Origin of the sequence: Haemophilus parainfluenzae, assembly GCF_014931415.1 — a bacterium.
GTDB classification, from domain to species: Bacteria; Pseudomonadota; Gammaproteobacteria; order Enterobacterales; family Pasteurellaceae; genus Haemophilus_D; species Haemophilus_D parainfluenzae_AF.
Genome location: NZ_CP063121.1, coordinates 882,605 through 903,613, shown reverse-complemented (window position 1 = coordinate 903,613; position 21,009 = coordinate 882,605). Strand labels below are relative to the sequence as shown.

Annotated in this window: 16 protein-coding genes and 3 tRNA genes; 4 read left to right on the top strand and 15 right to left on the bottom strand. The window is 40.0% G+C overall.

Features of this window, described 5'->3' with window-relative positions; translation table 11 throughout:
• Nucleotides 1–159: 159 nt before the first annotated feature.
• Nucleotides 160–3,849, top strand: a complete 3,690-nt coding sequence (gene metH / locus INP93_RS04450; RefSeq protein ID WP_197545249.1) for a methionine synthase — start codon at nt 160–162, stop codon at nt 3,847–3,849.
• Between the two features lie 46 nt (nt 3,850–3,895).
• Here metH and INP93_RS04445 read toward each other — a convergent pair whose 3' ends face one another.
• Nucleotides 3,896–5,221, bottom strand: coding sequence for a hypothetical protein (locus tag INP93_RS04445; protein WP_197545248.1), 1,326 nt, complete (start codon nt 5,219–5,221; stop codon nt 3,896–3,898).
• A 267-nt stretch (nt 5,222–5,488) separates the two neighbouring features.
• On the opposite strand from INP93_RS04445, the gene INP93_RS04440 reads away from it, so the two are divergent.
• Entirely contained in the window at nt 5,489–5,956 is a 468-nt protein-coding gene (locus tag INP93_RS04440; RefSeq protein WP_197545247.1) for a hypothetical protein, read from the top strand.
• A 90-nt stretch (nt 5,957–6,046) separates the two neighbouring features.
• On the opposite strand, the gene INP93_RS04435 is transcribed toward INP93_RS04440, so the two are convergent.
• The 6 genes from INP93_RS04435 to INP93_RS04410 form a co-directional block, all read right to left on the bottom strand.
• Entirely contained in the window at nt 6,047–7,474 is a 1,428-nt protein-coding gene (locus INP93_RS04435) for a sucrose-specific PTS transporter subunit IIBC (protein WP_197545246.1), read from the bottom strand.
• A 127-nt stretch (nt 7,475–7,601) separates the two neighbouring features.
• Nucleotides 7,602–7,687 (bottom strand) — tRNA-Leu (locus INP93_RS04430).
• Between the two features lie 20 nt (nt 7,688–7,707).
• The gene (gene secG / locus INP93_RS04425) at nt 7,708–8,055 is read right to left on the bottom strand and encodes a preprotein translocase subunit SecG (RefSeq protein ID WP_197545245.1); all 348 of its coding nucleotides are present in this window, start codon (nt 8,053–8,055) and stop codon (nt 7,708–7,710) included.
• Between the two features lie 116 nt (nt 8,056–8,171).
• On the bottom strand, nt 8,172–10,115 hold the full coding sequence (locus INP93_RS04420) for a DNA topoisomerase III (protein WP_197545244.1): 1,944 nt from the start codon (nt 10,113–10,115) through the stop codon (nt 8,172–8,174).
• Nucleotides 10,116–10,119: 4 nt separating this feature from the next.
• The gene (gene recR / locus INP93_RS04415) at nt 10,120–10,722 is read right to left on the bottom strand and encodes a recombination mediator RecR (RefSeq protein ID WP_005696838.1); all 603 of its coding nucleotides are present in this window, start codon (nt 10,720–10,722) and stop codon (nt 10,120–10,122) included.
• A 61-nt stretch (nt 10,723–10,783) separates the two neighbouring features.
• Entirely contained in the window at nt 10,784–11,113 is a 330-nt protein-coding gene (locus tag INP93_RS04410) for a YbaB/EbfC family nucleoid-associated protein (protein WP_005696839.1), read from the bottom strand.
• 135 nt (nt 11,114–11,248) lie between these two features.
• On the opposite strand from INP93_RS04410, the gene INP93_RS04405 reads away from it, so the two are divergent.
• Complete coding sequence (locus INP93_RS04405; RefSeq protein WP_197545243.1) at nt 11,249–12,340, top strand: metallophosphoesterase; 1,092 nt, start codon at nt 11,249–11,251, stop codon at nt 12,338–12,340.
• Between the two features lie 45 nt (nt 12,341–12,385).
• Here the strand turns inward: INP93_RS04405 and INP93_RS04400 are convergent, their stop codons facing one another.
• The 7 genes from INP93_RS04400 to mutY form a co-directional block, all read right to left on the bottom strand.
• A complete protein-coding gene (locus INP93_RS04400; RefSeq protein ID WP_197545242.1) occupies nt 12,386–13,756 on the bottom strand; it encodes an L-serine ammonia-lyase in 1,371 nt (456 codons plus the stop codon).
• A 35-nt stretch (nt 13,757–13,791) separates the two neighbouring features.
• Nucleotides 13,792–15,030, bottom strand: coding sequence for an HAAAP family serine/threonine permease (locus tag INP93_RS04395; RefSeq protein WP_197545241.1), 1,239 nt, complete (start codon nt 15,028–15,030; stop codon nt 13,792–13,794).
• Between the two features lie 284 nt (nt 15,031–15,314).
• Nucleotides 15,315–15,390: transfer RNA gene (locus tag INP93_RS04390), tRNA-Asn, on the bottom strand.
• 2 nt (nt 15,391–15,392) lie between these two features.
• A tRNA-Phe gene (locus INP93_RS04385) sits at nt 15,393–15,468 on the bottom strand.
• Nucleotides 15,469–15,696: 228 nt separating this feature from the next.
• Nucleotides 15,697–16,776 (bottom strand): membrane-bound lytic murein transglycosylase MltC, encoded by a 1,080-nt coding sequence (gene mltC, locus INP93_RS04380; protein ID WP_005696844.1) that lies wholly within the window; start codon nt 16,774–16,776, stop codon nt 15,697–15,699.
• Nucleotides 16,777–16,785: 9 nt separating this feature from the next.
• Nucleotides 16,786–17,058 carry an oxidative damage protection protein gene (locus tag INP93_RS04375; protein ID WP_049365232.1) on the bottom strand — a complete coding sequence of 91 codons (273 nt, stop codon included), beginning with the start codon at nt 17,056–17,058 and terminating at the stop codon, nt 16,786–16,788.
• A complete protein-coding gene (mutY, locus tag INP93_RS04370) occupies nt 17,051–18,169 on the bottom strand; it encodes an A/G-specific adenine glycosylase (RefSeq protein ID WP_197545240.1) in 1,119 nt (372 codons plus the stop codon). The genes INP93_RS04375 and mutY overlap by 8 nt, the downstream gene beginning before the upstream one ends.
• A gap of 193 nt (nt 18,170–18,362) precedes the next feature.
• Here mutY and rpmE point away from each other — a divergent pair, with 193 nt between their 5' ends.
• Complete coding sequence (rpmE, locus tag INP93_RS04365) at nt 18,363–18,575, top strand: 50S ribosomal protein L31 (protein ID WP_005696847.1); 213 nt, start codon at nt 18,363–18,365, stop codon at nt 18,573–18,575.
• A gap of 132 nt (nt 18,576–18,707) precedes the next feature.
• Here the strand turns inward: rpmE and INP93_RS04360 are convergent, their stop codons facing one another.
• Nucleotides 18,708–20,948: a FepA family TonB-dependent siderophore receptor gene (locus tag INP93_RS04360; RefSeq protein ID WP_197545239.1), complete on the bottom strand. Its 2,241-nt coding sequence runs from the start codon at nt 20,946–20,948 to the stop codon at nt 18,708–18,710.
• Nucleotides 20,949–21,009: the final 61 nt, after the last annotated feature.

Here is a 21,009-nt window from a genome sequence, read left to right as displayed (position 1 = left end):
TAATAAATGGTTATATTCTTTTTAAGAAAATCTGTTATCAATACTATAGTAAATTTTTATTTATTTTCAAGGATAAAGCATTTAGTGTATTGGATTTGACACTTATTCATCTACCCCCTATCATTTCTCTACTATCCTTAGCTTTACGGAATTTTAATTATGCTGAACAAAAACTCTCAACTCAAACAAGCCCTTGAGAAACGCATCCTTATTTTAGATGGTGCGATGGGGACGATGATCCAAAAATACAAACTCACCGAGGCTGATTTTAGAGGCGAGCGTTTTAAAGAAAGTGCGGTTGATTTACGTGGCAATAATGACTTGCTCACCTTAACCCAACCGCTGTTAATTTCTGCGATTCATGAGAAATATTTACAAGCCGGCGCCGATATTATTGAAACCAATACCTTTAGCTCTACCACCATTGCGCAAGCGGATTATGATTTACAGTCTATTGCCTACGAATTGAATTTTGCAGGGGCAAAATTAGCGCGTTTAGCCGCAGATAAATACAGCACACCAGAAAAACCTCGCTTTGTGGCAGGTGTGTTAGGGCCCACCAACCGTACAGCCTCTATTTCTCCTGATGTAAATGACCCAGGTTTCCGTAACATTACCTTTATGGAACTGGTCGATGCTTATGCTGAAGCCACTAAAGGCTTAATTGAAGGTGGTGCGGATTTAATCATGATCGAAACTATTTTCGACACATTAAACGCAAAAGCCGCTATTTTCGCCATTGAAACGGTATTTGAAGAATTAGGTGTGGAATTGCCGATTATGATTTCAGGCACCATTACCGATGCTTCCGGTCGTACGCTTTCAGGGCAAACCACTGAAGCATTCTACAACTCACTTCGCCACGCTAAGCCACTGACATTCGGCCTAAACTGTGCGCTCGGCCCGAAAGAACTTCGCCAATATGTTGAACAACTGTCTAAAATCAGCGAAACCTATGTATCCGTTCACCCAAATGCAGGCTTGCCAAATGCCTTTGGTGGCTACGATTTAGGGGCTGAAGAAATGGCTGCACATCTTAAAGAATGGGCTGAAAGTGGCTTTGTGAACATTGTCGGGGGTTGTTGTGGTACGACGCCAGAACATATCAAAGCATTTGCGGATGCAATGCAAGGTATTGCGCCGCGTAAATTGCCTGAAATTAAAACTGCGATGCGTTTATCGGGCTTAGAGCCACTCAATATTGATGATGAAAGCCTATTCGTGAACGTGGGCGAACGTAATAACGTGACTGGTTCGGCAAAATTCAAACGCTTAATTAAAGAAGACAAATTTGCCGAAGCCATTGAAATTGCTATTGACCAAGTGGAAAACGGTGCGCAAGTGATCGACGTCAATATGGACGAAGCCTTATTAGACGGCAAAAAATGTATGACCCGTTTCCTTAATATTATGGCGACCGAACCTGATGCAGCCAAAGTGCCGGTAATGATCGACTCGTCTAAATGGGAAGTGATTGAAGCGGGTTTGCAGTCGGTACAAGGTAAGCCGATTGTGAACTCCATCTCGTTAAAAGAAGGCGAAGAAATCTTTATCGACCATGCTAAACTAGTACGTAAATACGGTGCCGCCGTGGTGGTGATGGCATTTGACGAAGTGGGTCAGGCCGATACCGAAGATCGTAAAGTTGAAATTTGTAGCCGTGCTTATGACATTTTGGTGAACCAAGTCGGCTTCCCGCCAGAAGACATTATTTTCGACCCGAATATTTTTGCTATCGGTACGGGGATTGAAGAGCACAATAACTACGGTGTGGATTTCATCAACGCTACAGGCCGTATTAAACGCGCGTTACCACATGCGAAAATCTCGGGCGGGGTGTCTAATGTTTCTTTCTCATTCCGTGGTAACAACGTGATGCGCGAAGCCATTCACGCCGTCTTCCTCTATCACGCCATCAAACAAGGCATGGATATGGGGATTGTGAATGCGGGGCAGCTCGCAATTTATGACGATCTCGATCCTGAATTACGTGAAATTGTGGAAGATGCGGTATTAAACCGCAGCCCAGATGCTACCGAAAAATTGCTCGATATTGCAGAAAAATATCGTAACCAAGGCAACGATGAAAGTGCGGTCGATTCTGTCGCAGAATGGCGTACTTGGCCGGTGGAAGAACGTTTAAAACACGCGCTAGTGAAAGGAATTACCACTTACATTGTGGAAGATACTGAAGAAGCCCGCCAACAATTACCAAGCCCATTAGATGTCATTGAAGGGCCGCTGATGGAAGGGATGGATGTCGTCGGCGATTTATTCGGTGACGGTAAAATGTTCCTGCCACAAGTGGTGAAATCTGCACGAGTGATGAAACAATCTGTGGCGTATTTAGAGCCTTTTATCAACGCAACCAAACAAAAAGGTTCAAGCAACGGTAAAGTGGTGATCGCCACCGTAAAAGGCGACGTGCACGATATCGGTAAAAACATCGTAAGCGTGGTGATGCAATGTAATAACTTTGAAGTGATTGACTTAGGCGTGATGGTGCCAGCGGACAAAATCATTCAAACCGCTATTGATGAAAAAGCGGACATCATCGCGTTAAGTGGTTTGATTACCCCTTCTTTAGATGAAATGGAATACTTCTTGGGTGAAATGACTCGCTTAGGCTTAAATCTGCCTGTGATGATTGGCGGGGCGACCACTTCTAAAGAACATACAGCCATTAAACTTTATCCAAAATATAAAGAACACGGCGTATTTTATACCTCTAACGCCTCCCGTGCAGTGACGGTGTGTGCAGCATTGATGAATCCTGAAAGCCGAGCAGCATTGTGGGAACAATTTAAAAAGGATTACGAAAAAATTCAGCAATCTTTCTCTAACCGTAAACCACTGCGTAAACAGCTCAGCATTGAAGAAGCTCGCTCAAATCGCTTTGATGGCTTTAGTGGTGAATGGGCAGATTACGTGCCACCAACACCAAACCAAACCGGTATTGTGGAATTTAAAAACGTACCGATTGCCGAGCTGCGTAAATTTATCGACTGGTCACCATTCTTCCGCATTTGGGGCTTAATGGGTGGCTACCCTGATGCCTTTGATTATCCAGAAGGCGGCGAAGAAGCACGCAAAGTGTGGAACGATGCACAAGTGGTATTGGATGAATTAGAACAAAACCACAAACTCAACCCAAGCGGTATTTTAGGCATATTCCCTGCGGAACGTGTAGGCGATGATGTGATGCTTTTCGCTGATGAAGAACGCACACAACCTATTGGCACCGCTTACGGTTTACGCCAACAAACGGAACGTGGAAAAAACAGCAAAAGCCCATTTAACTTCTGCTTAAGCGACTTTATTGCCGATCGTGAAAGCGGTAAAAAAGACTGGTTCGGCATGTTCGCCGTCTGCGCGGGTATTGAAGAAATGGAATTAGTAGAAGGCTATAAAGCAGCAGGCGATGACTACAATGCCATCTTACTACAAGCTGTGGGCGACCGCTTAGCGGAAGCCATGGCAGAATATCTACACTTCGAACTTCGCACCCGCATTTGGGGCTACACGCAAGAAGAATTCGACAATCAAGGCTTAATCAATGAAAACTATGTCGGCATCCGCCCTGCACCGGGTTATCCAAGCTGCCCAGAACATACCGAAAAAGCCTTGATTTGGGATTTATTAGAAGTGGAACAACGCATCGGCATGAAACTCACCGAAAGCTACGCCATGTGGCCGGCTGCTTCCGTCTGTGGCTGGTACTTCACCCACCCTGCAAGTAACTATTTCACCTTAGGTCGCATTGATGAAGACCAAGCTCAAGATTATGCCAAACGCAAAGGTTGGGATGAGAGAGAGATGATGAAATGGCTGGGTGTGGCGATGAAGTAGGAATCATAAAGGGGGAGAATTATTCCCCCTCATACATTTATGACTATTAACAACCTAATCCAAACAATTCAGAAACATCTATTTCTGTAGCACAAGCTGAAATTAAGCGAATATTCCTACATTGAAGAGCAGATCTATTTTGAACCGTAACTTTGGTTAATTGATTCTGCGGAATATTAAATACTTTTTCTATTCTATTTTTAAAATAGTCACCATCTGCATGTGGTACAACGATATCAATTTTTTTATTATTATGATAGCATCTTAATATGTCATTAAAATGCTCATCAGCATTATTAAATGAATATCCTATAATGACGATATGTTCAGCCTCTTTAATCCACTCTGTTGATTTTGCCCACAATTCAATATATTTATTTGATAATACAGGCTTTAACCTTAAAGGTGGAACTAGCGATGGAATTATATGAACTTGTTTTGATATATCATAATCATTTAAATTAATACTTGGCGCAATAACATCACGAATAAAATCACTCGGGTTAAGTGATAGTATATTTTCTATATTCAATAAGTCTCTTGTATCCATTCTTACATATTCTGCCAACCCACCATGAAAGTATATAACATTATTTCCTGTCAATTGATTTTCAAGAAAATAAGTATAATTTAATGTTACTGCTCTTATATCTTTGTGTAATTGACTATAGAATGGTAGACCTGAATTTTTACCAATAACTTCTTGTTGTTTATGTACTAGATAAGCCCATAAAGACCAAGAAATATAAATATAATTCTTAATATCTGCAGGATTTTCATTATAAAATCCTAAAAATTTCTCTATCAATAATGTTTCTATATTTAACAAATCCGCTCCAATTGCCCTAGCAATAGGATTATCACCTTTTAAGCTCATTCTTAAAGTTCGTTTAAGCACTAGCTTAAAAGTGTCAGAAAGAGACAGCTTATGTATATCTAAAATAGAATCACTATCAATAATATCATCTGCATCATCAGGAAACACATCTCTAATTAGGCTTTCTGTTTCTTCATCTAAATAGCTTTGTTCAGCTATCGTTGCTAGTTTTTCAAATAACTTGATTAATAATTGCGCTAACTTCTTATTCTTATCATCATTTTCCTCTAGATTGTTGAGCACCTCACGAACTCTCTGAATCATTTGTTTTTGCTCATGAATTTCTCTTGTAGCCACCTTATCTACTGCTCTAGCAATCATATTATTAAAATTAAAACGAAGGCCAGGAATCATCTTACGTAATTCTGAATCAACACAATTATCTTTATCAGCTAGATATCCAGCCACATCTGCAAGTAAAGTATTAGCCAAAGGAAAATTAATTCCCTCTGAACGATCCACTCCAGCTCCTGTTATTAATAAATGTTTTCCCATAAAAGTTCCTTTAGTTAATATAATTTTACGTATTTTATCAAATAGAAAAATCCTCAACCACATTAACTCAAAGATATTATGATATAAATCATTAAATTAAATTCAAACTTAATTCATATTGCGATGTATTAAAATAAATTAACATTATTTTTAATATAAAGTATTTCTAGATACATAACTCAAATATCTCATCCCCTTTTTGCACAGTCCAAATTTTTCCGCTATCATACTCCCTTTCTAATTCACTCTACTCTCGGAACTTTATCGATGAATAAATTTAAAATAGCATTACTCACAGCGGCATTTGTAGGGTTGTTTGCTTGTACTACAACACAGCAACCAAAGAAAAGCGTTAAAACACGATACCTTAAAAATAACATTAGCCAAGCAGAATTAAACAATCCGAAAGATTACAAACGTTATTATTACTCTTGTCGTAATTCAGAAACGGGTTCAAGTTCGTATTTAACCACTTACTTCCCACTTTCAAGAGAAAGCCGAATGAAAGATAACTTTGGAATTTATTTCCAATTAGATGGTGGAAAAGCGGTGCCGTTTGATCATGTGGAAAATCGTACCTTAAATGCACGTGGAAACCGCTTTGAAGTGATTTATCGCTCTTATGAGCCGATTGATGGCAGTTATGTTGATTTAATCGCTCGTGAAAATAATTCTGTGTACTACAAGAATAATCAAGGCATGAGAAGCACTTGGTTAAACTGTCGAGAAGGCTAACTCTCACTGAAAGTGCGGTCATTTTTAGACGCATTTTTTCCAAACAAAAAAGCACGAGCTTAAACTCGTGCTTTTTCTTTTTTATTGCGATTATGCTTTTGCTTTTGCTTGTGCGCGTTTCACGAAAATGACTGAAAGCGTGAATGCCACCACAAATGAAATCATCATACCGATGCAGTACATCGCAAGGCTATCTGGTTTGATAGATGGAATACCTAAGAAACCTGCTGCGCCTAATGCAATGGCTTTTACATTGAAGAAAGCGATAAAGGCACTTGCTAAGCCTGAACCAATCATCGCCGCAAAGAACGCCTGACGATAACGTAAGTTCACCCCGAACATCGCCGGTTCAGTAATCCCTAATAGTGCAGAAATACCAGATGGCACCGCTAAACCGCGTACTTTTGGATCTTTTAATGCCACTGCTACACCTAAACAAGCTGCACCTTGTGCGATGTTTGACATTGCGGCGATTGGGAAAATAAAGGTACCGCCAGTATTTGCCATTTCAGCTAATAATTGTGTTTCAACCGCAATGAAGGTTTGGTGCATACCCGTGATAACAATTGGTGCATAGAATGCCCCGAAGATCGCGCCACCAACAAAACCTAAGGTGTCATATAACCAAGTTAAGCCTGATGCAATTAATGAACCCGCTTCACGACCAATTGGACCGATTACGGTAAACGCTAAGAAGCCCGCAATAAAGAGTGAGAATAATGGGGTAATGAGGTTATCTAAGTAAGAAGGCACAAACTTACGGAAGGTTTTTTCTAAGGTTGCTAACACCCAAGCAGAAACTAATGTTGGGATAACGGTACCTTGATAGCCGACTTTTTCAATCTCAAGACCGAATACATTCCAGTATTGGATTTTGCCTTGCGCAAGGGTTAATGCGTAGTTCCAACCATCTGCTAATGCAGGGTGAACTAATAACATCCCAAGCGCTGCCCCTAAGAATGGGTTACCGCCGAATTTACGAGTCGCAGAGAAACCAAGTAATACTGGTAAGAACACAAACGGTGCGTTTGCGATGGTATTAATGAAGTCCACCAAATCCGCAAGACCCGGGTGTATATCAATCACGCTTAATTCATCAACGAAGAAACCTTTCGCTGTAAGCATGGAGTGAATACCCATTAACAAACCGCCTGCGACGATTGCTGGAATGATTGGCACGAAAATATCCGCTAAGCCTTTCACCAAACGTTGCAATAAGTTTTGATTGCCTGACGCCGCTTCTGCCACTTCGGCTTTGCTCACATCGCCGATACCAAGCAATTTGGTAAGTTCAGCATGGACTTTATTCACTGTGCCAGAACCGAAGATAATTTGATATTGACCGGCGACAGCAAACTGCCCTTTCACGCCTTCAATGTTATCAATGCCTTCTTTGTCCACTTTGCTTTCATCGTTTAGCACAATACGTAAACGCGTTGCACAATGTGCTGCTGTGGCGATGTTTTCTTTGCCGCCAAGCTTATCAATCACTTGCTGGGCGATTTGAGGGAAGTTCATAGTGCTCTCCTAATGGGTTTCTAGAAAAAGAAAATCGACAGATTGTAACCAAAACAGGGGATAATAACTAGCTATTCAAGCAAATTTTAGACGAAAAAAAACCGACTTGATTAAGTCGGTTTATATTTGGTGCTCTGGGCGAGACTTGAACTCGCACGGCCTGCGGCCACTACCCCCTCAAGATAGCGTGTCTACCAATTCCACCACCAGAGCGTTTATTCTGTTTTTATTCCTTATTGCGGAATATCGTTATTTTTGTTTTCAACTGCTGGAGCAGTTTGTTGTTGCTGTTGTTGAACTTGTTCAGCAGTTTGAGATAAATCGTCAAATGAACCTTTTTGTACATTACCACGGTGAGAGTTAATATTACCCAACACTAAAGCAATCACAAAAAAGCCAGTTGCTAAGATTGCGCTGGTACGGGTTAAAAAGTTACCTGCACCTGCAGAACCAAACATGGTACCTGATGCACCGCCACCAAATGACGCACCTGCGTTCGCACCTTTACCTTGTTGAACAAGGATAAAGCCGATTAAGGCGATACAAATTAATACATAAACAAATAATAAAATATTGTACATTATTCTTTCTTCTCTAAATTGCGATTTCGCAAGAAAACTGGGAGCAAATGTTATATAAAATTCACGCTTTTCGCAAGCGCTTTCCCATTTTTTTTACTTAATTGTATTAAGTTTAATCAATTTTCAGCGTTTAAATCTTCCGATTTTTTGACCGCTCTTTTTCGTTTTGCAGGTGCCGCATTTAAACCCTTTGAAATCTGACTTAAACGACGTAATGCGGTGAAATCCACAAAGCGCACTAAATCCGGTAGCATTTGATTGAGTGTAAACATAAATTGCTGATAACTCGCCTGTTTTTGGCTGATATCCGTTAATTGCGCTTCCCAATGTGCTGTCATATCAGGTTGCGTAGCAATATCCGGTAGCGCTGAAATGAGGATCCGCCCCGTTTCTGTGCTGTGAATATTACGCCCTTTTTTCGTCAAAAAGCCTCGTTTAAACAGCAATTCAATAATGCCTGCGCGCGTGGCTTCTGTGCCAAGTCCATCTGTTTCACGCAGAATTTTTTTCAATTCTTTATCTTGCACAAAGCGCGCAATACCCGTCATGGCCGAAAGCAATGTCGCATCGGTAAAAGGTTTCGGCGGTTGCGTTTTTTTACTCACCACTTCACCTCGTTCACAATGCAGGATCTGTCCTTTCTTCACGATCGGCAATAGCGGCTCTTGATTTTCATCTTCGTCTTCTTTACCAAGCAACTCTTTCCACCCCGCGGTTTGCAAGTTGCGCGCTTGAGCAACAAAAGTACCGCCTGCAATACTTAAGGTAATTTTACTTTTACGATATTCTGCATCGGGACAGAATTGCAATAAATACTGACGTGCAATCAATTCATAAATACGTTGTTCATCAATACTTAAATTGATCGAACGTGTGTTAGCCGTCGGAATAATCGCATGGTGCGCTTCCACTTTTTTATCATTCCAACAACGATTACGTTGCTCGCTATCCACCACCGATGGCAAGGTTTGGTAAGTCTGACAATGCTGTGAAATCGCATTCATCACTTTATGTCGTTCAGCAAAATGCTCTTCCGGCAAATAGCGACAATCAGAACGTGGATAGGTAATCAAACGATGGGTTTCATATAACCGCTGACAGGTATCCAACACGCTTTGCGCTGATATACCAAAACGTTTTGCCGCATCAATCTGCAATGCTGACAAGGAATAAGGCAAAGGCGCTGTTTCTTTTTCTCGCTTATCCACATATTCAGTCACTTCGGCAGGGTGATCCGTAATGCGCTTCACCACATTTTCGGCTAAGCCTAAAGACAGCACGCGACCATCTTCATCTTGGTAATCTTCACAAGCCTTACTTGGTTGCCAAAGTGCTGAAAAAAGTGCGGTCGGATTTTCAGACGTTTTCTCGTCTTTCACCCATGCCAACACTTCATAGAAGTCTTTGGGTTGGAAATTTTCAATTTCTAAATCGCGGCGAACAATCAAGCCTAATACGGGCGTTTGTACTCGCCCAACGGAAAGCACACCATCATAACCGGCTTGGCGACCACGAATGGTATAAGCGCGAGTCATATTAATGCCATAAAGCCAATCGGCACGAGCACGCGCCAGTGCAGAGGTAGCCAATGGAATAAAATGACGATTCGGTTGGAGTTTTTGTACCGCTTTTTCGACCGCACTTGGGTTAAGATCGCTAATCAAACAACGCAAAATGCCATCACGTTTTTCGGCGGATAAATTGGCATAGCTAAACACTTCATCCACCAACAACTGCCCTTCTCTATCCGGGTCACCTGCATTAACTAAAATATCAGCTTGATGAATGAGTTTTTCTACCACAGAAAGTTGTTTTTTTACTTCCTTTCGCGGTAACAGAATCCACTTTTCAGGAATGATAGGTAAATGTTCTAAACGCCATTGTTTGAATTTTGGATCATAGGCATCGGGTTCTGCCTGTTCGAGCAAATGCCCCACGCACCAAGTCACCACATCATCATTGCCGCATTTAATAAAACCATCACCCCGTTGATGAGGTTTTGGCAATACATCGGCAATCGCTCGCCCAAGATTAGGTTTTTCGGCAATAAACAGGCGCATAAGATTAGTCGATCTGACGACGACCTAAGAAAGAATGGGTTAAGGTAGTGCCATCCACGGTTTCTAACTCGCCTCCAACAGGGATCCCATGAGCAATACGGCTCACTTTAATATTATGTTGATGGCAAATTTCAGCAATATAATTAGCTGTGGCATCGCCTTCCACCGTTGGATTGGTCGCTAAAATCACTTCATGGAAAGACTCTTCTACCAGACGTTTTTGCAATAAATCTAAACCTATCTCTTTTGGACCAATACCATCTAAAGGCGATAAATGTCCCATTAAGACAAAATAACGTCCAGAAAATTGGCCGGTTTGCTCAATCGCTTGAATATCCGCCGGCATTTCCACCACGCAAAGCAAGCCTGAATTTTGACGACGAGGATTGTTACAAATATTGCACGTTTCCTCTTCGGTAAAATCACGACACTGTGAACAATGCCCAATTTTAGACATTGCTTCCGTTAACGCGCGTGCTAAATTCATCCCACCGCTACGATTGCGCTGTAAAAGATGATAAGCCATACGCTGCGCTGATTTCGGGCCTACACCCGGCAAGCAACGAAGGTTTTCAATAAGATGTTCTAAAAGTGGACTGCTTTGCATAATATTTATGATGGGAGAAAATAGATGATGTGTGAACCTATAGATTCACACACCCGATGAATTAAAATGGAAGTTTCATTCCTGGCGGTAATGGCATGCCTGCGGTTACAGAAGCCATTTTTTCTTTTTGCAATTCTTCTGCACGACGGACTGCATCGTTGAATGCGGCAGCGATTAAATCTTCCAACATTTCTTTATCGTCTTCCATTAAAGAAGGATCGATCTCAATACGACGGCAGTTGTGCGCACCATTAATCGTGATTTTTACTAAACCTGCACCACTTTCGCCTGTTACTTCTAATTGGGCAATTTCTTCCTGCATTTTTTGCATTTTTTCTTGCATTTGTTGGGCTTGTTTCATCAAGCCGCCTAAACCGCCTTTTCCGAACATGGGATTTTCCTTCTTAAGTAAACTAAAACGAGCCGCATTTTAGCGAAAAAATTTGCCTTTGGGAACAGAGAAATTTATTATTCCACACTTCAAAACTGGGTCAAAAACAACCGCACTTTTATTTAGGAATTGCAGATGGAAACTCGTTATTACTTCATATTTACGGCAGCTATTATTTTGTTACAACTGCTGATTTATATTTTTAATAAAACGCTGATTTGGTGGCTTAACAAACCGCTCTCTCAAAAGACAAGACGAGCAATTACTTTTGTCAGCTTTTTGCTTCCTAATGTCTTAGTTATTTGCCATTTTTTAAAGCTTTTTACGGTATTTCGACTTATTGCTTTAATGCTCTCACTACTCCTTTTTTCAGCCTTTGCGAGTATTGCCGTAGGGTGTATTCATTTTCTTTTCCGAAAATCCAAATCCATCACCAAAATCGACCGCACTTTACGCATTGCTTACCCGATTTTATTTATTGGTATCACTGCCTTAAGTGTGTATAACGCCTATATCACACGTGTTATTCATTATGAAATTACGCTAGATAAACCGATTAAACCATTGCGAATTGGCATGGCAAGCGATCTCCATTTAGGCAAATTATTTGGCGGGAAAGAATTGGATAAATTGGCTGATATTATGCAGCAGGAAAAGGTTGATATCATTTTACTACCTGGCGATATTATGGACGATAACGTCAATGCCTATTTAGCCGAAAAAATGCAACCTCATTTAGCTAAACTCAAGGCTCCAATGGGCGTTTATGCTACACTCGGCAATCACGATTTATTTGGTGACCAAGACCGAATTGAGCAAGAAATTCGCAAAGCCGGTATTACGGTATTAAGAGATGAAACATTAACATTAAATAATGAATTGGTACTGATTGGACGAAATGATAATCTTGCTCACGATAGACCAAGTACCGAGACGTTATTAAAACAAGTGAATACTGACTTACCGATTATTCTATTGGATCACCGTCCAACAGATATCGAAAAACATGCTTCACTCCCGCTTGATATTCAAGTTTCAGGGCATGCACATAAAGGGCAAGTATTCCCCGCGAGTTTAATCACAAAAATGATGTATCGTTTGGATTATGGCCATGAAAAAATTGGCAATCCACATGTTTTTGTCACTTCTGGTTATGGCTTCTGGGGTATTCCAATGCGCTTAGGTTCACAGTCGGAAGTGATTATTATTGACGTGAAAGGGAAATAAAAAAGAGCGGTCAAAAATGACCGCTCTTTTATTATCAATGAAATCTTAAGAACACACTACTTTCACCGCTAAGCCACCTTTCGATGTTTCGCGATATTTGGCATTCATGTCTTTACCTGTTTCATACATGGTTTCGATCACTTTATCCAAGGTTACGCGAGGATTCGTGGTTCGGCGTAATGCCATACGGCTAGCGTTAATCGCTTTCACCGAAGCAATGGCATTACGTTCAATACAAGGTACTTGCACTTGGCCACCAACCGGGTCGCAAGTTAAGCCCAAGTTATGTTCCATCGCAATTTCGGCTGCGACACACACTTGTACTGGTGTACCACCTAAGATTTCAGTTAAACCTGCTGCTGCCATTGAACATGCCACACCTACTTCACCTTGGCAACCGACCTCTGCCCCCGAAATAGATGCATTCATCTTATAAAGGGAACCAATCATACCGGCAGCCAATAAGTAGCGTTCTATGACTTCAGGCGTTAAAGGTGCGACAAATTTTTCATAATAAGAAAGTACCGCTGGCACAATACCACACGCACCATTTGTTGGCGCTGTTACGACGCGACCACCTGCCGCATTCTCTTCATTTACTGCAAGGGCAAACATATTCACCCAGTCGATCACATACATTGGGTCATGGGCTAAACGGCCGCTATTTGCCTCCAAGAGACGATAAAGTGATGGCGCACGACGAGCAACTTTTAAAGGCCCTGGTAATACACCTTCTGTTTTAATACCATGTTTAATACAATCTTTCATGGTTTTCCAAACATTCTGTAAATGTGCTTCAACCTCTTTTTTATCACGCAATGCTAATTCATTTTTCATCATCACCGTAGAGAGCATTAAGCCACTCTCCTGACAATGTTTCAAAATATCTTCAGCATGTTGATAAGGATACGGCACAGTCACCGGATTTTCTTCCTCTTGACCAAAATGCGCTTCATCCACGATAAAACCACCACCAATAGAGTAATAGGTTTGACGGTAAAGCTCATTACGATCAGCATCTAATGCAGTAATGGTCATACCGTTTTCATGCAATGATAAAAAGGAATTATGGAATACCATATTGGCATCCCAATCGAAATTAACCGTTTTTTTGCCCTGTGCAATCGACAGTTTTTTAGTTTGTTTAACCTGTTCGATAAAGGTTGGGATTAAATCAATATCCACATCATGCGGTAGATAACCGGCCAATCCCATAATGATCGCAATATCTGTATTATGACCATGTCCCGTCATTGAGAGAGAGCCATACACATCAACATGCAAGGTTGCAACAGCATCAAATTTACCTTGCTCGATTAAATCGTCAATAAACTGCTTGCCTGCTTTCATCGGGCCAACAGTATGGGAGCTGGATGGCCCAACTCCCACTTTAAACATATCAAATACACTAATCATATTATTTAAAATCCTAAGCTAAACTAAAAAGCCGCTTATAATAATCCATATACGACCGCGGAGATAGCAATTAATCCCATAACTGTAACAAATATATTGCTAAAACGACCTTGATAGCGTTTCATTGCTGGAACATTGCGGATTGCATACATCGGCATAATGAAAAGGATCATCGCAATGATTGGGCCGCCAAGGGATTCGATCAAACCTAAAATACTTGGATTAATGATTGCCACACCCCATAAAGTCAATAAGAAGAAAATTGCAGTACCGTAATTTAATTTTTTACGATTCACGCTTTCACCTTTCATTTTGAGGTATAAGCCTTCCAAACCTTCACGTGCTCCTAAATAATGGCCAAAGAATGAGCTTGTAATCGCGAAGAAAGCCACTAATGGTGCGAAATAAGAAATGTATGGGTTATCAAATTTGTTAGCAAGATAAGACAAGATACTAATATTTTGTGCTTTTGCTTCTAATAACTCTGCTGGTGTTAAGGTTAATACACAGCTAAACACAAAGAACATCACGAAGAAAAGTAATACGGTTGAAGTGCCTTTTTCTGTACGACCAATGTGATATTCCGTTGTATTAAAATCTTTATATTCACGTTGTTGAGAAAGCGTGAAAGATGAAATTGCCGGAGAATGGTTAAAAGAGAAAACCAATACTGGGATGGTTAACCACAATGTCGTAATAAAACCACCAGCAGTAGGAAGTTCATAAAGCATTGAAGCATTCCATTGAGGAATAAGATAAATCGATAACGCAAAGAGAATCAACACCAATGGATAAACGAGTAATTCGGTGATTTTCAACATCACTTTTTCACTGAACAACATGACTGAAATCAATATCGCAATTAATACAAAAGAAAGAATCACACGGTTTGGTGAAGCCATGCCTAATTGGTTGACGATAAAAGAATCAACCGTATTGGTAATCCCGTTTCCATAAATCAACAAAATTGGGAAGATCGCAAAGAAATATAATAATGTAATTAATTTCCCAGCAGTCGGGCCGAAATGTTCTTCTACCACTTCGGTAATATCGCTGCCTGGTTTAGAAGAAGACAGAACGAAATAAGCCAAACCACGATGCGCAAAATATGTCATCGGTCCGACTAAAATCGCCATCACAACCAAAGGCCAAAAACCGCCCATCCCTGCATTAATTGGTAAAAATAATACCCCTGCGCCCACCGCAGTTCCAAATAAGTTTAATACCCAAGCTGTATCAAATTTATTCCATTTTTTATTAGTTGTAGTGTCCATACATTACCCTCTAAAGTTAAATTATAAAATCTTTATCCAATGAATATTCATTCATTAAATTAATGGTAGAATTATGATAAGGTTATAGGCTGATTGCAAAGTGAAAAATAATAAAGTGTGATCTTGTTAACAATTTTATGTAACTTTTTTACATAAATATTTATCTAGATCAAAAAACTGCGGTGAGAAATTTGAGCAAATTTTAAAGAGAGGAAAACAACAGAATAATGCTGAATTCAAAAAAGCAAAAAGCCGCTAAATTGCTTTAGCGGCTTCTTAGAATTTGGCTCCTCCTGCGGGACTCGAACCTGCGACATATGGATTAACAGTCCACCGTTCTACCGACTGAACTAAGGAGGAAATGGTGCCTCGAGGCGGAATCGAACCACCGACACGGGGATTTTCAATCCCCTGCTCTACCGACTGAGCTATCGAGGCGTTATCGTTATTGGCTACTGCCTGACAACGGAGCGTATTAAACTATTTTTTCGGGTATCGGTCAACAATTAAATTCAAAAAAAGTGAAAAAGTTGGTGTGTTTGAGTGGTTAATAACCAAAACGACTATAAAAAGAACGTATTTTGTAAAACTCAATCAAAAATAACCGCACTTTCTCAAAAAATAATGCCCGAAAATTCTTTCGGGCATTGTATTTCATCGTAGAAATTATCGTCTTACGCGGAATTTCTTCTGCGCCGCATCCACTTTCAACAAGTAGTTTCTTGCTTGTGAGGATGGGTGTGCAGTCGTTAAGATACGATACACTTGTTCTGGATACATCTGGTTGATCTTATAGATCGCCTCATCTTTATCCTCATCGAATACGCGTAATACTGCACCTGCACCACTGTTGTAGGCAGAAATCATTGCAAAACGTTTAGAGGTAGGGTTTGTAATACCATCTAAATATTGATTTTGCAGAATCCATAAGTAAGAGACACCCGCATCAATGTTATTTGCAGGATCATAAAGGTAACGTGCAGATGGTTGTCCACCTTTACCTTTCATCGCAAACACATCGCGACCTGCTGTGCTTGGTACCACTTGCATTAAGCCGATTGCATTCGCATAACTGATCGCATACGGGTTGAAACTGGATTCTGTTTGCATAATACCTAAAATCAAGCTTTCATCAATGCCATAGCGTTCTGCGGCTTTACGGACTAATGGAATATATTTTTGTGCACGCACTTCAACGTGGTTTGCAATCATTGAGATCACCACAAATTGCACGGTGTTACCATTTTGTAAGCGGCGAGTTTGTAATTTATTTTGGATTAAATAAGTCGCAAAGTTACTTGCAATCACTTGGTTAGCAATTTGCTGACCATTGTTATCCACGACCTGTCCTAACAAGAAAGGACGCGTACTAATCGGCACATCACCAGAAGCAAACAAGTCGATCCCTTTCGCATCAGAACCCATTAATAAAGTATGGACAATCGCATTGTGTAAGCGGTTAAGATCTTGTTGAGTTTCAACAATAATTGTACCTTCGTCAAAGCTTACGTGGCTACGCGTATAGAAAGAGTCCGTGTATTTCACGTAGTCTTTACGGCTCGCGACTAAAAGCTCATTCACTCCCCAAATACGATCGATATTATGGGAGAATTGACCAGTTAAAATATCTAAACCTTGCGTGTCTTTCGAAAACACTTCATCATAATTAATGCCACGTCGATGGGTTGGCGAATCGCTACAAGCATACAAAAGCGGAAGTAGCGCCAATAATAAATACTTTTTCATAATCTTTTGTTATTTAGATGGGGGAACGTAACCTTCAATATGCACATCTTTGCCTTCAAATAAGAAATTCACCATTTCTTCTTCTAATAATTTACGATGTTCGGCATTCATCATATTGAGTTTTTTCTCGTTCACTAACATGGTTTGCTTTTTGATCCATTCGCCCCATGCTTGTTTACTAATTGAATTAAAAATACGTTTACCTAATTCACCGGGATACAGTTGAAAATCCAATCCTTCCGCATCTTGTTTCAAATATTCGCAAAAAACAGTTCTAGCCATAATAATTCCTTACAAATTGCGTTAATAAATTTTTCACAGGCTGAGCTAACCCGATCTGTTCAGGTGACGTTGGATCATACCAATATTTGACCGCACTTAATAGACCAGATTGAGATTCTTTTCCTTTTTCTGACAATTTTTTCCAATCTGAACGATCGCTCTCTTCAAATTTTCGATCGACTTCAACATAAATAGGATGAATATCTAAATGAAAATGACTAAACGTATGACGAAAAGTCACCCATTCTTGATATTCGGTAATCCCTTGTTCTTTGAGATAATTCAGCAATGTTTGTTTATCATCAAACTGAGGAAAACAATACAATCCGCCCCATAAGCCTTTGCTTTCACGCTGTTCCAACCAGACTTTTCCTTGATAAGATAAAATCAAAAAATAGCTCTGCTTTTCCGGCAAGGATTTTTTTGGTTTCTTTCCAGGAAATTCTGTCCACTTTTCGAGTTTATTGGCTAAACAATCGTTACTTAAAGGACAAAGATCGCATTTAGGTTTTGTTCGAGTACAAATCGCCGAACCGATATCCATCATTGCTTGATTAAACTCAGCGACTCTCGTTGTTGGTGTAACCTGTTCGCTCAACTGCCATAATTGATTTTCGACTTTCTTCTCGCCAGGCCAACCTTCTACTGCAAAATAACGAGAAAGGACGCGTTTCACATTACCGTCTAAAATCGGATAAGGTTGATTTTGCACAGAAGATAAAATTGCACCTGCCGTCGATCGCCCCACGCCCGTTAATGCCCAAACTTGCTCAAATTGTGTAGGAAATTCGCCTTGATATTCATCTCTAATGGTTTGAGCGGCTTGATGTAAATTTCTCGCACGTGCGTAATAACCTAGTCCCGTCCACAGATGCAACACTTCATCTTGTGATGCATTAGCAAGTGCGGTCACATTAGGAAAGGTTTTGATAAAGCGTTCAAAATAAGGAATAACAGTAGAAACTTGGGTTTGTTGTAACATTACTTCGGAAAGCCAAACACCATAAAGGGTTTTATTTTGTTGCCAAGGCAAATTTTTACGCCCAAACTTTTCATACCATTGTAGAACTGAATGGGCAAAAGGGGCATCAACAGAGGATTGGGCTAACATAACTTTCCTAAAGTGCGATTAAAATAAGCAAAAATTTTGCGATGATTCTATCACTAAAGCACACCACTTGATCAATTTGATTTTTTCAGTATAATTCGCAGTCTAATTTGGTGCCGGATTGTCGGCGATTATTAACTCACGCGGTGTAAGTGGAAAGCATTTATAGCGGCGTGGCTTCAATTTGAGGTTTTCTATGAAACAAGGTATTCACCCAGAATATAAAGAGATCACTGCAACTTGTTCTTGCGGTAACGTGATCAAAACTCGTTCTACTTTAGGCAAAGACATCAACCTTGATGTGTGCGGTAGCTGCCACCCATTCTACACTGGTAAACAACGTGTTGTTGATACTGGTGGTCGTGTTGAACGCTTTAACAGCCGTTTCAAAATCCCAGGTACAAAATAATTTGAATCTGTGTGAAGAACCCTGCCTATGCAGGGTTTTTTATTACCTGAAATTCACCATTTTCAAAATTCAATCAATAAAAAAGTGCGGTCAAAATCGACCGCACTTTTTCTATCAGTTCTAAACGCTCAATTAAAATGAATATTTAACTGTTGCGTAATAAGCTCGACCAGGCTCATTGTAAGTGCTTGCTCCATTATTTTCACGATAAACACGTTTATCAAATAAGTTGCTCACACCAATACGCACACTAATCGTATCTTTCCAGTTATAGCCTGCACTTAATCCCCAAACGGCATAACTACCGATTTCAGTTGAATTAGCTAATGCTGCCGCATTTTCCATTCTAATCTCTTTTACTTTACGACCAGTTTGTTTACCATATTGCGTATAAGTCAGCATTGCGTCAAAACCATCTGTAATTTGATAGCTCAAGCTAGAATTTAACGTATATTTCGGCACAATAGAAAGCGGATTGCCAGTATCTTTATTTTTGGTTTTGTGCATATAAGTGAAGTTATTAACCCAAGATAATTTATTCTCGATTAATGGTAAGGTTAAATTTCCCTCTAGACCTTCAACAAGCGCACGATTCGCATTACTCCATTGATATACTTCATTTTTATTAGAAGTCACACCAATAAGTTTATTTGATGGCACAATTTTGTTACGGTAATCGTTACGGAAATACGTAATAGATGCAAGATAACCGTCTTTATTGTATTCCACCCCAATCTCTTTATTCCAGCTAGTTTCTGGTTTCAAATCTTCATTACCTTGGAAATAACATGAATAATCACCTGCGGTTGGGCAACCTTGTCCACGTGTATAAAGTAAGTAGTTTGGATTAGTTTGATAAAGATTTGGTGCTTTATAAGCTCTAGCAATTCCACCTTTTACATTCACATTATCTGTGACAGCATACAGGAAATTAAGCCCACCACTCACATTCGATCCCGAATAACTATTATGATCATAACGAGCTGAAGGTGTTAAAATAAGCTTATCAGTCACCGAAATATTATCTTCTAGGAAGATAGCCCATTCGGTCTGGCTAGAATAACCACCACGATTTTTTGTAATACCTGGGAATGATTCTGTTGGATCAGTAATAACTTTTGGTACTCTTTGCCCCTTAGCATTTGTCACAAAAATCACTTTTTCTCCAAGATTTTGTGTCATTGACTGCTTATCATCTAAGGTGCTATGTGTACCTTCAAATCCCAAGGTCACCATGTGTTCTACACCAAGTGTAAATGGAATATAGAATTCTGAACTAAAACGTGTATTTTTTAAAATTGAGTTAGTAAAACCTGTAGTGCTAGTATAGCTTCCCTCTGGCCCACCAGCTAATCCTTCAGGTAATCGGCTATTTTTAGTTTTATCAAACGCGATATAAGTTTTGTTATCAAAATGATCAAACTTACCTTCATAAGTTAACGCATAATTCTGACGATAAAGGCGAGCAGTTTCCGCCTTTGAGCTAGCAAGTTGTCTGGTATAAGGCGCTTTAATACTGTTGTAAAGCTCAGTCGCACTATTTTGCGTATCACCGTTATAAATATTGCCTTGGCGACTAAAACCAGAATCCAAGGTTAATTTATTTTTCTCATTGATATTCCACACTAAACGGCCATTAATATCTTTATTACGTACACCTTCACGACCGGCAATAGCAGGATCGCCATTAATACCGACTTCATCCGCTTGCGTTTTGTTCCAGTTACCATATAAACGGAATTGCAATACATCTTTAATTAACGCACCGCTTAGATTAAAACCGACACGGTTCGTTGCACCTTCATCGCTGTCTTCTGGTTGATTGGTGTAATAACTTAAGCTACCGTGTAAATCATTGGTAACAGGTTTAGTGATGATATTCACCACCCCACCCATTGCACCTGAACCATAACGTGCTGCTGAAGGACCACGTAATACTTCAATTTTTTCAATCGCTTCAACCGGCACCCAGTTGCTGTCGCCACGAGAATTACGTTCACCACGCACACCATAACGTTCTGCATTACGAGAGGTGACTGGTTTACCATCCACTAAAATCAATGTGTTTTCAGGTCCCATACCGCGAATATCAATTTGACGTTTATTTCCGCGTTGTCCTGTAGATGAGTTACCCGTCAAATTCACACCTGGCATAGTACGTAATACTTCAGAAATATCATTTGTCGCAGGGCGTTTTTCTAAATCTTTTGCAGTCACAAGAGAAGAACCAAGCGATTGTTTTACCTGATCTTCCGCAGTAACTTTAATTTCCTCAAGTTTCTCTTCTGCATGAGAATAGTTTGAAAAAAGTGCGATTGTTAACGCACTAAATGCGAAGAATGATGTTGTTTTTAAATGATTAGATTTATACATTGAAATGCTCTCCTGGCATAGTGGAATAATAATGCCCGAGAATTCTAGTACAATATAATTT

What these genes read in the sequence shown, in the direction of transcription:
- metH (WP_197545249.1), top strand. Translation starts at nt 160, where the DNA reads ATGCTGAACAAAAACTCTCAACTCAAACAAGCCCTTGAGAAACGCATC.
- INP93_RS04445 (WP_197545248.1), bottom strand. Translation starts at nt 5,221, where the DNA reads ATGGGAAAACATTTATTAATAACAGGAGCTGGAGTGGATCGTTCAGAG.
- INP93_RS04440 (WP_197545247.1), top strand. Translation starts at nt 5,489, where the DNA reads ATGAATAAATTTAAAATAGCATTACTCACAGCGGCATTTGTAGGGTTG.
- INP93_RS04435 (WP_197545246.1), bottom strand. Translation starts at nt 7,474, where the DNA reads ATGAACTTCCCTCAAATCGCCCAGCAAGTGATTGATAAGCTTGGCGGC.
- secG (WP_197545245.1), bottom strand. Translation starts at nt 8,055, where the DNA reads ATGTACAATATTTTATTATTTGTTTATGTATTAATTTGTATCGCCTTA.
- INP93_RS04420 (WP_197545244.1), bottom strand. Translation starts at nt 10,115, where the DNA reads ATGCGCCTGTTTATTGCCGAAAAACCTAATCTTGGGCGAGCGATTGCC.
- recR (WP_005696838.1), bottom strand. Translation starts at nt 10,722, where the DNA reads ATGCAAAGCAGTCCACTTTTAGAACATCTTATTGAAAACCTTCGTTGC.
- INP93_RS04410 (WP_005696839.1), bottom strand. Translation starts at nt 11,113, where the DNA reads ATGTTCGGAAAAGGCGGTTTAGGCGGCTTGATGAAACAAGCCCAACAA.
- INP93_RS04405 (WP_197545243.1), top strand. Translation starts at nt 11,249, where the DNA reads ATGGAAACTCGTTATTACTTCATATTTACGGCAGCTATTATTTTGTTA.
- INP93_RS04400 (WP_197545242.1), bottom strand. Translation starts at nt 13,756, where the DNA reads ATGATTAGTGTATTTGATATGTTTAAAGTGGGAGTTGGGCCATCCAGC.
- INP93_RS04395 (WP_197545241.1), bottom strand. Translation starts at nt 15,030, where the DNA reads ATGGACACTACAACTAATAAAAAATGGAATAAATTTGATACAGCTTGG.
- mltC (WP_005696844.1), bottom strand. Translation starts at nt 16,776, where the DNA reads ATGAAAAAGTATTTATTATTGGCGCTACTTCCGCTTTTGTATGCTTGT.
- INP93_RS04375 (WP_049365232.1), bottom strand. Translation starts at nt 17,058, where the DNA reads ATGGCTAGAACTGTTTTTTGCGAATATTTGAAACAAGATGCGGAAGGA.
- mutY (WP_197545240.1), bottom strand. Translation starts at nt 18,169, where the DNA reads ATGTTAGCCCAATCCTCTGTTGATGCCCCTTTTGCCCATTCAGTTCTA.
- rpmE (WP_005696847.1), top strand. Translation starts at nt 18,363, where the DNA reads ATGAAACAAGGTATTCACCCAGAATATAAAGAGATCACTGCAACTTGT.
- INP93_RS04360 (WP_197545239.1), bottom strand. Translation starts at nt 20,948, where the DNA reads ATGTATAAATCTAATCATTTAAAAACAACATCATTCTTCGCATTTAGT.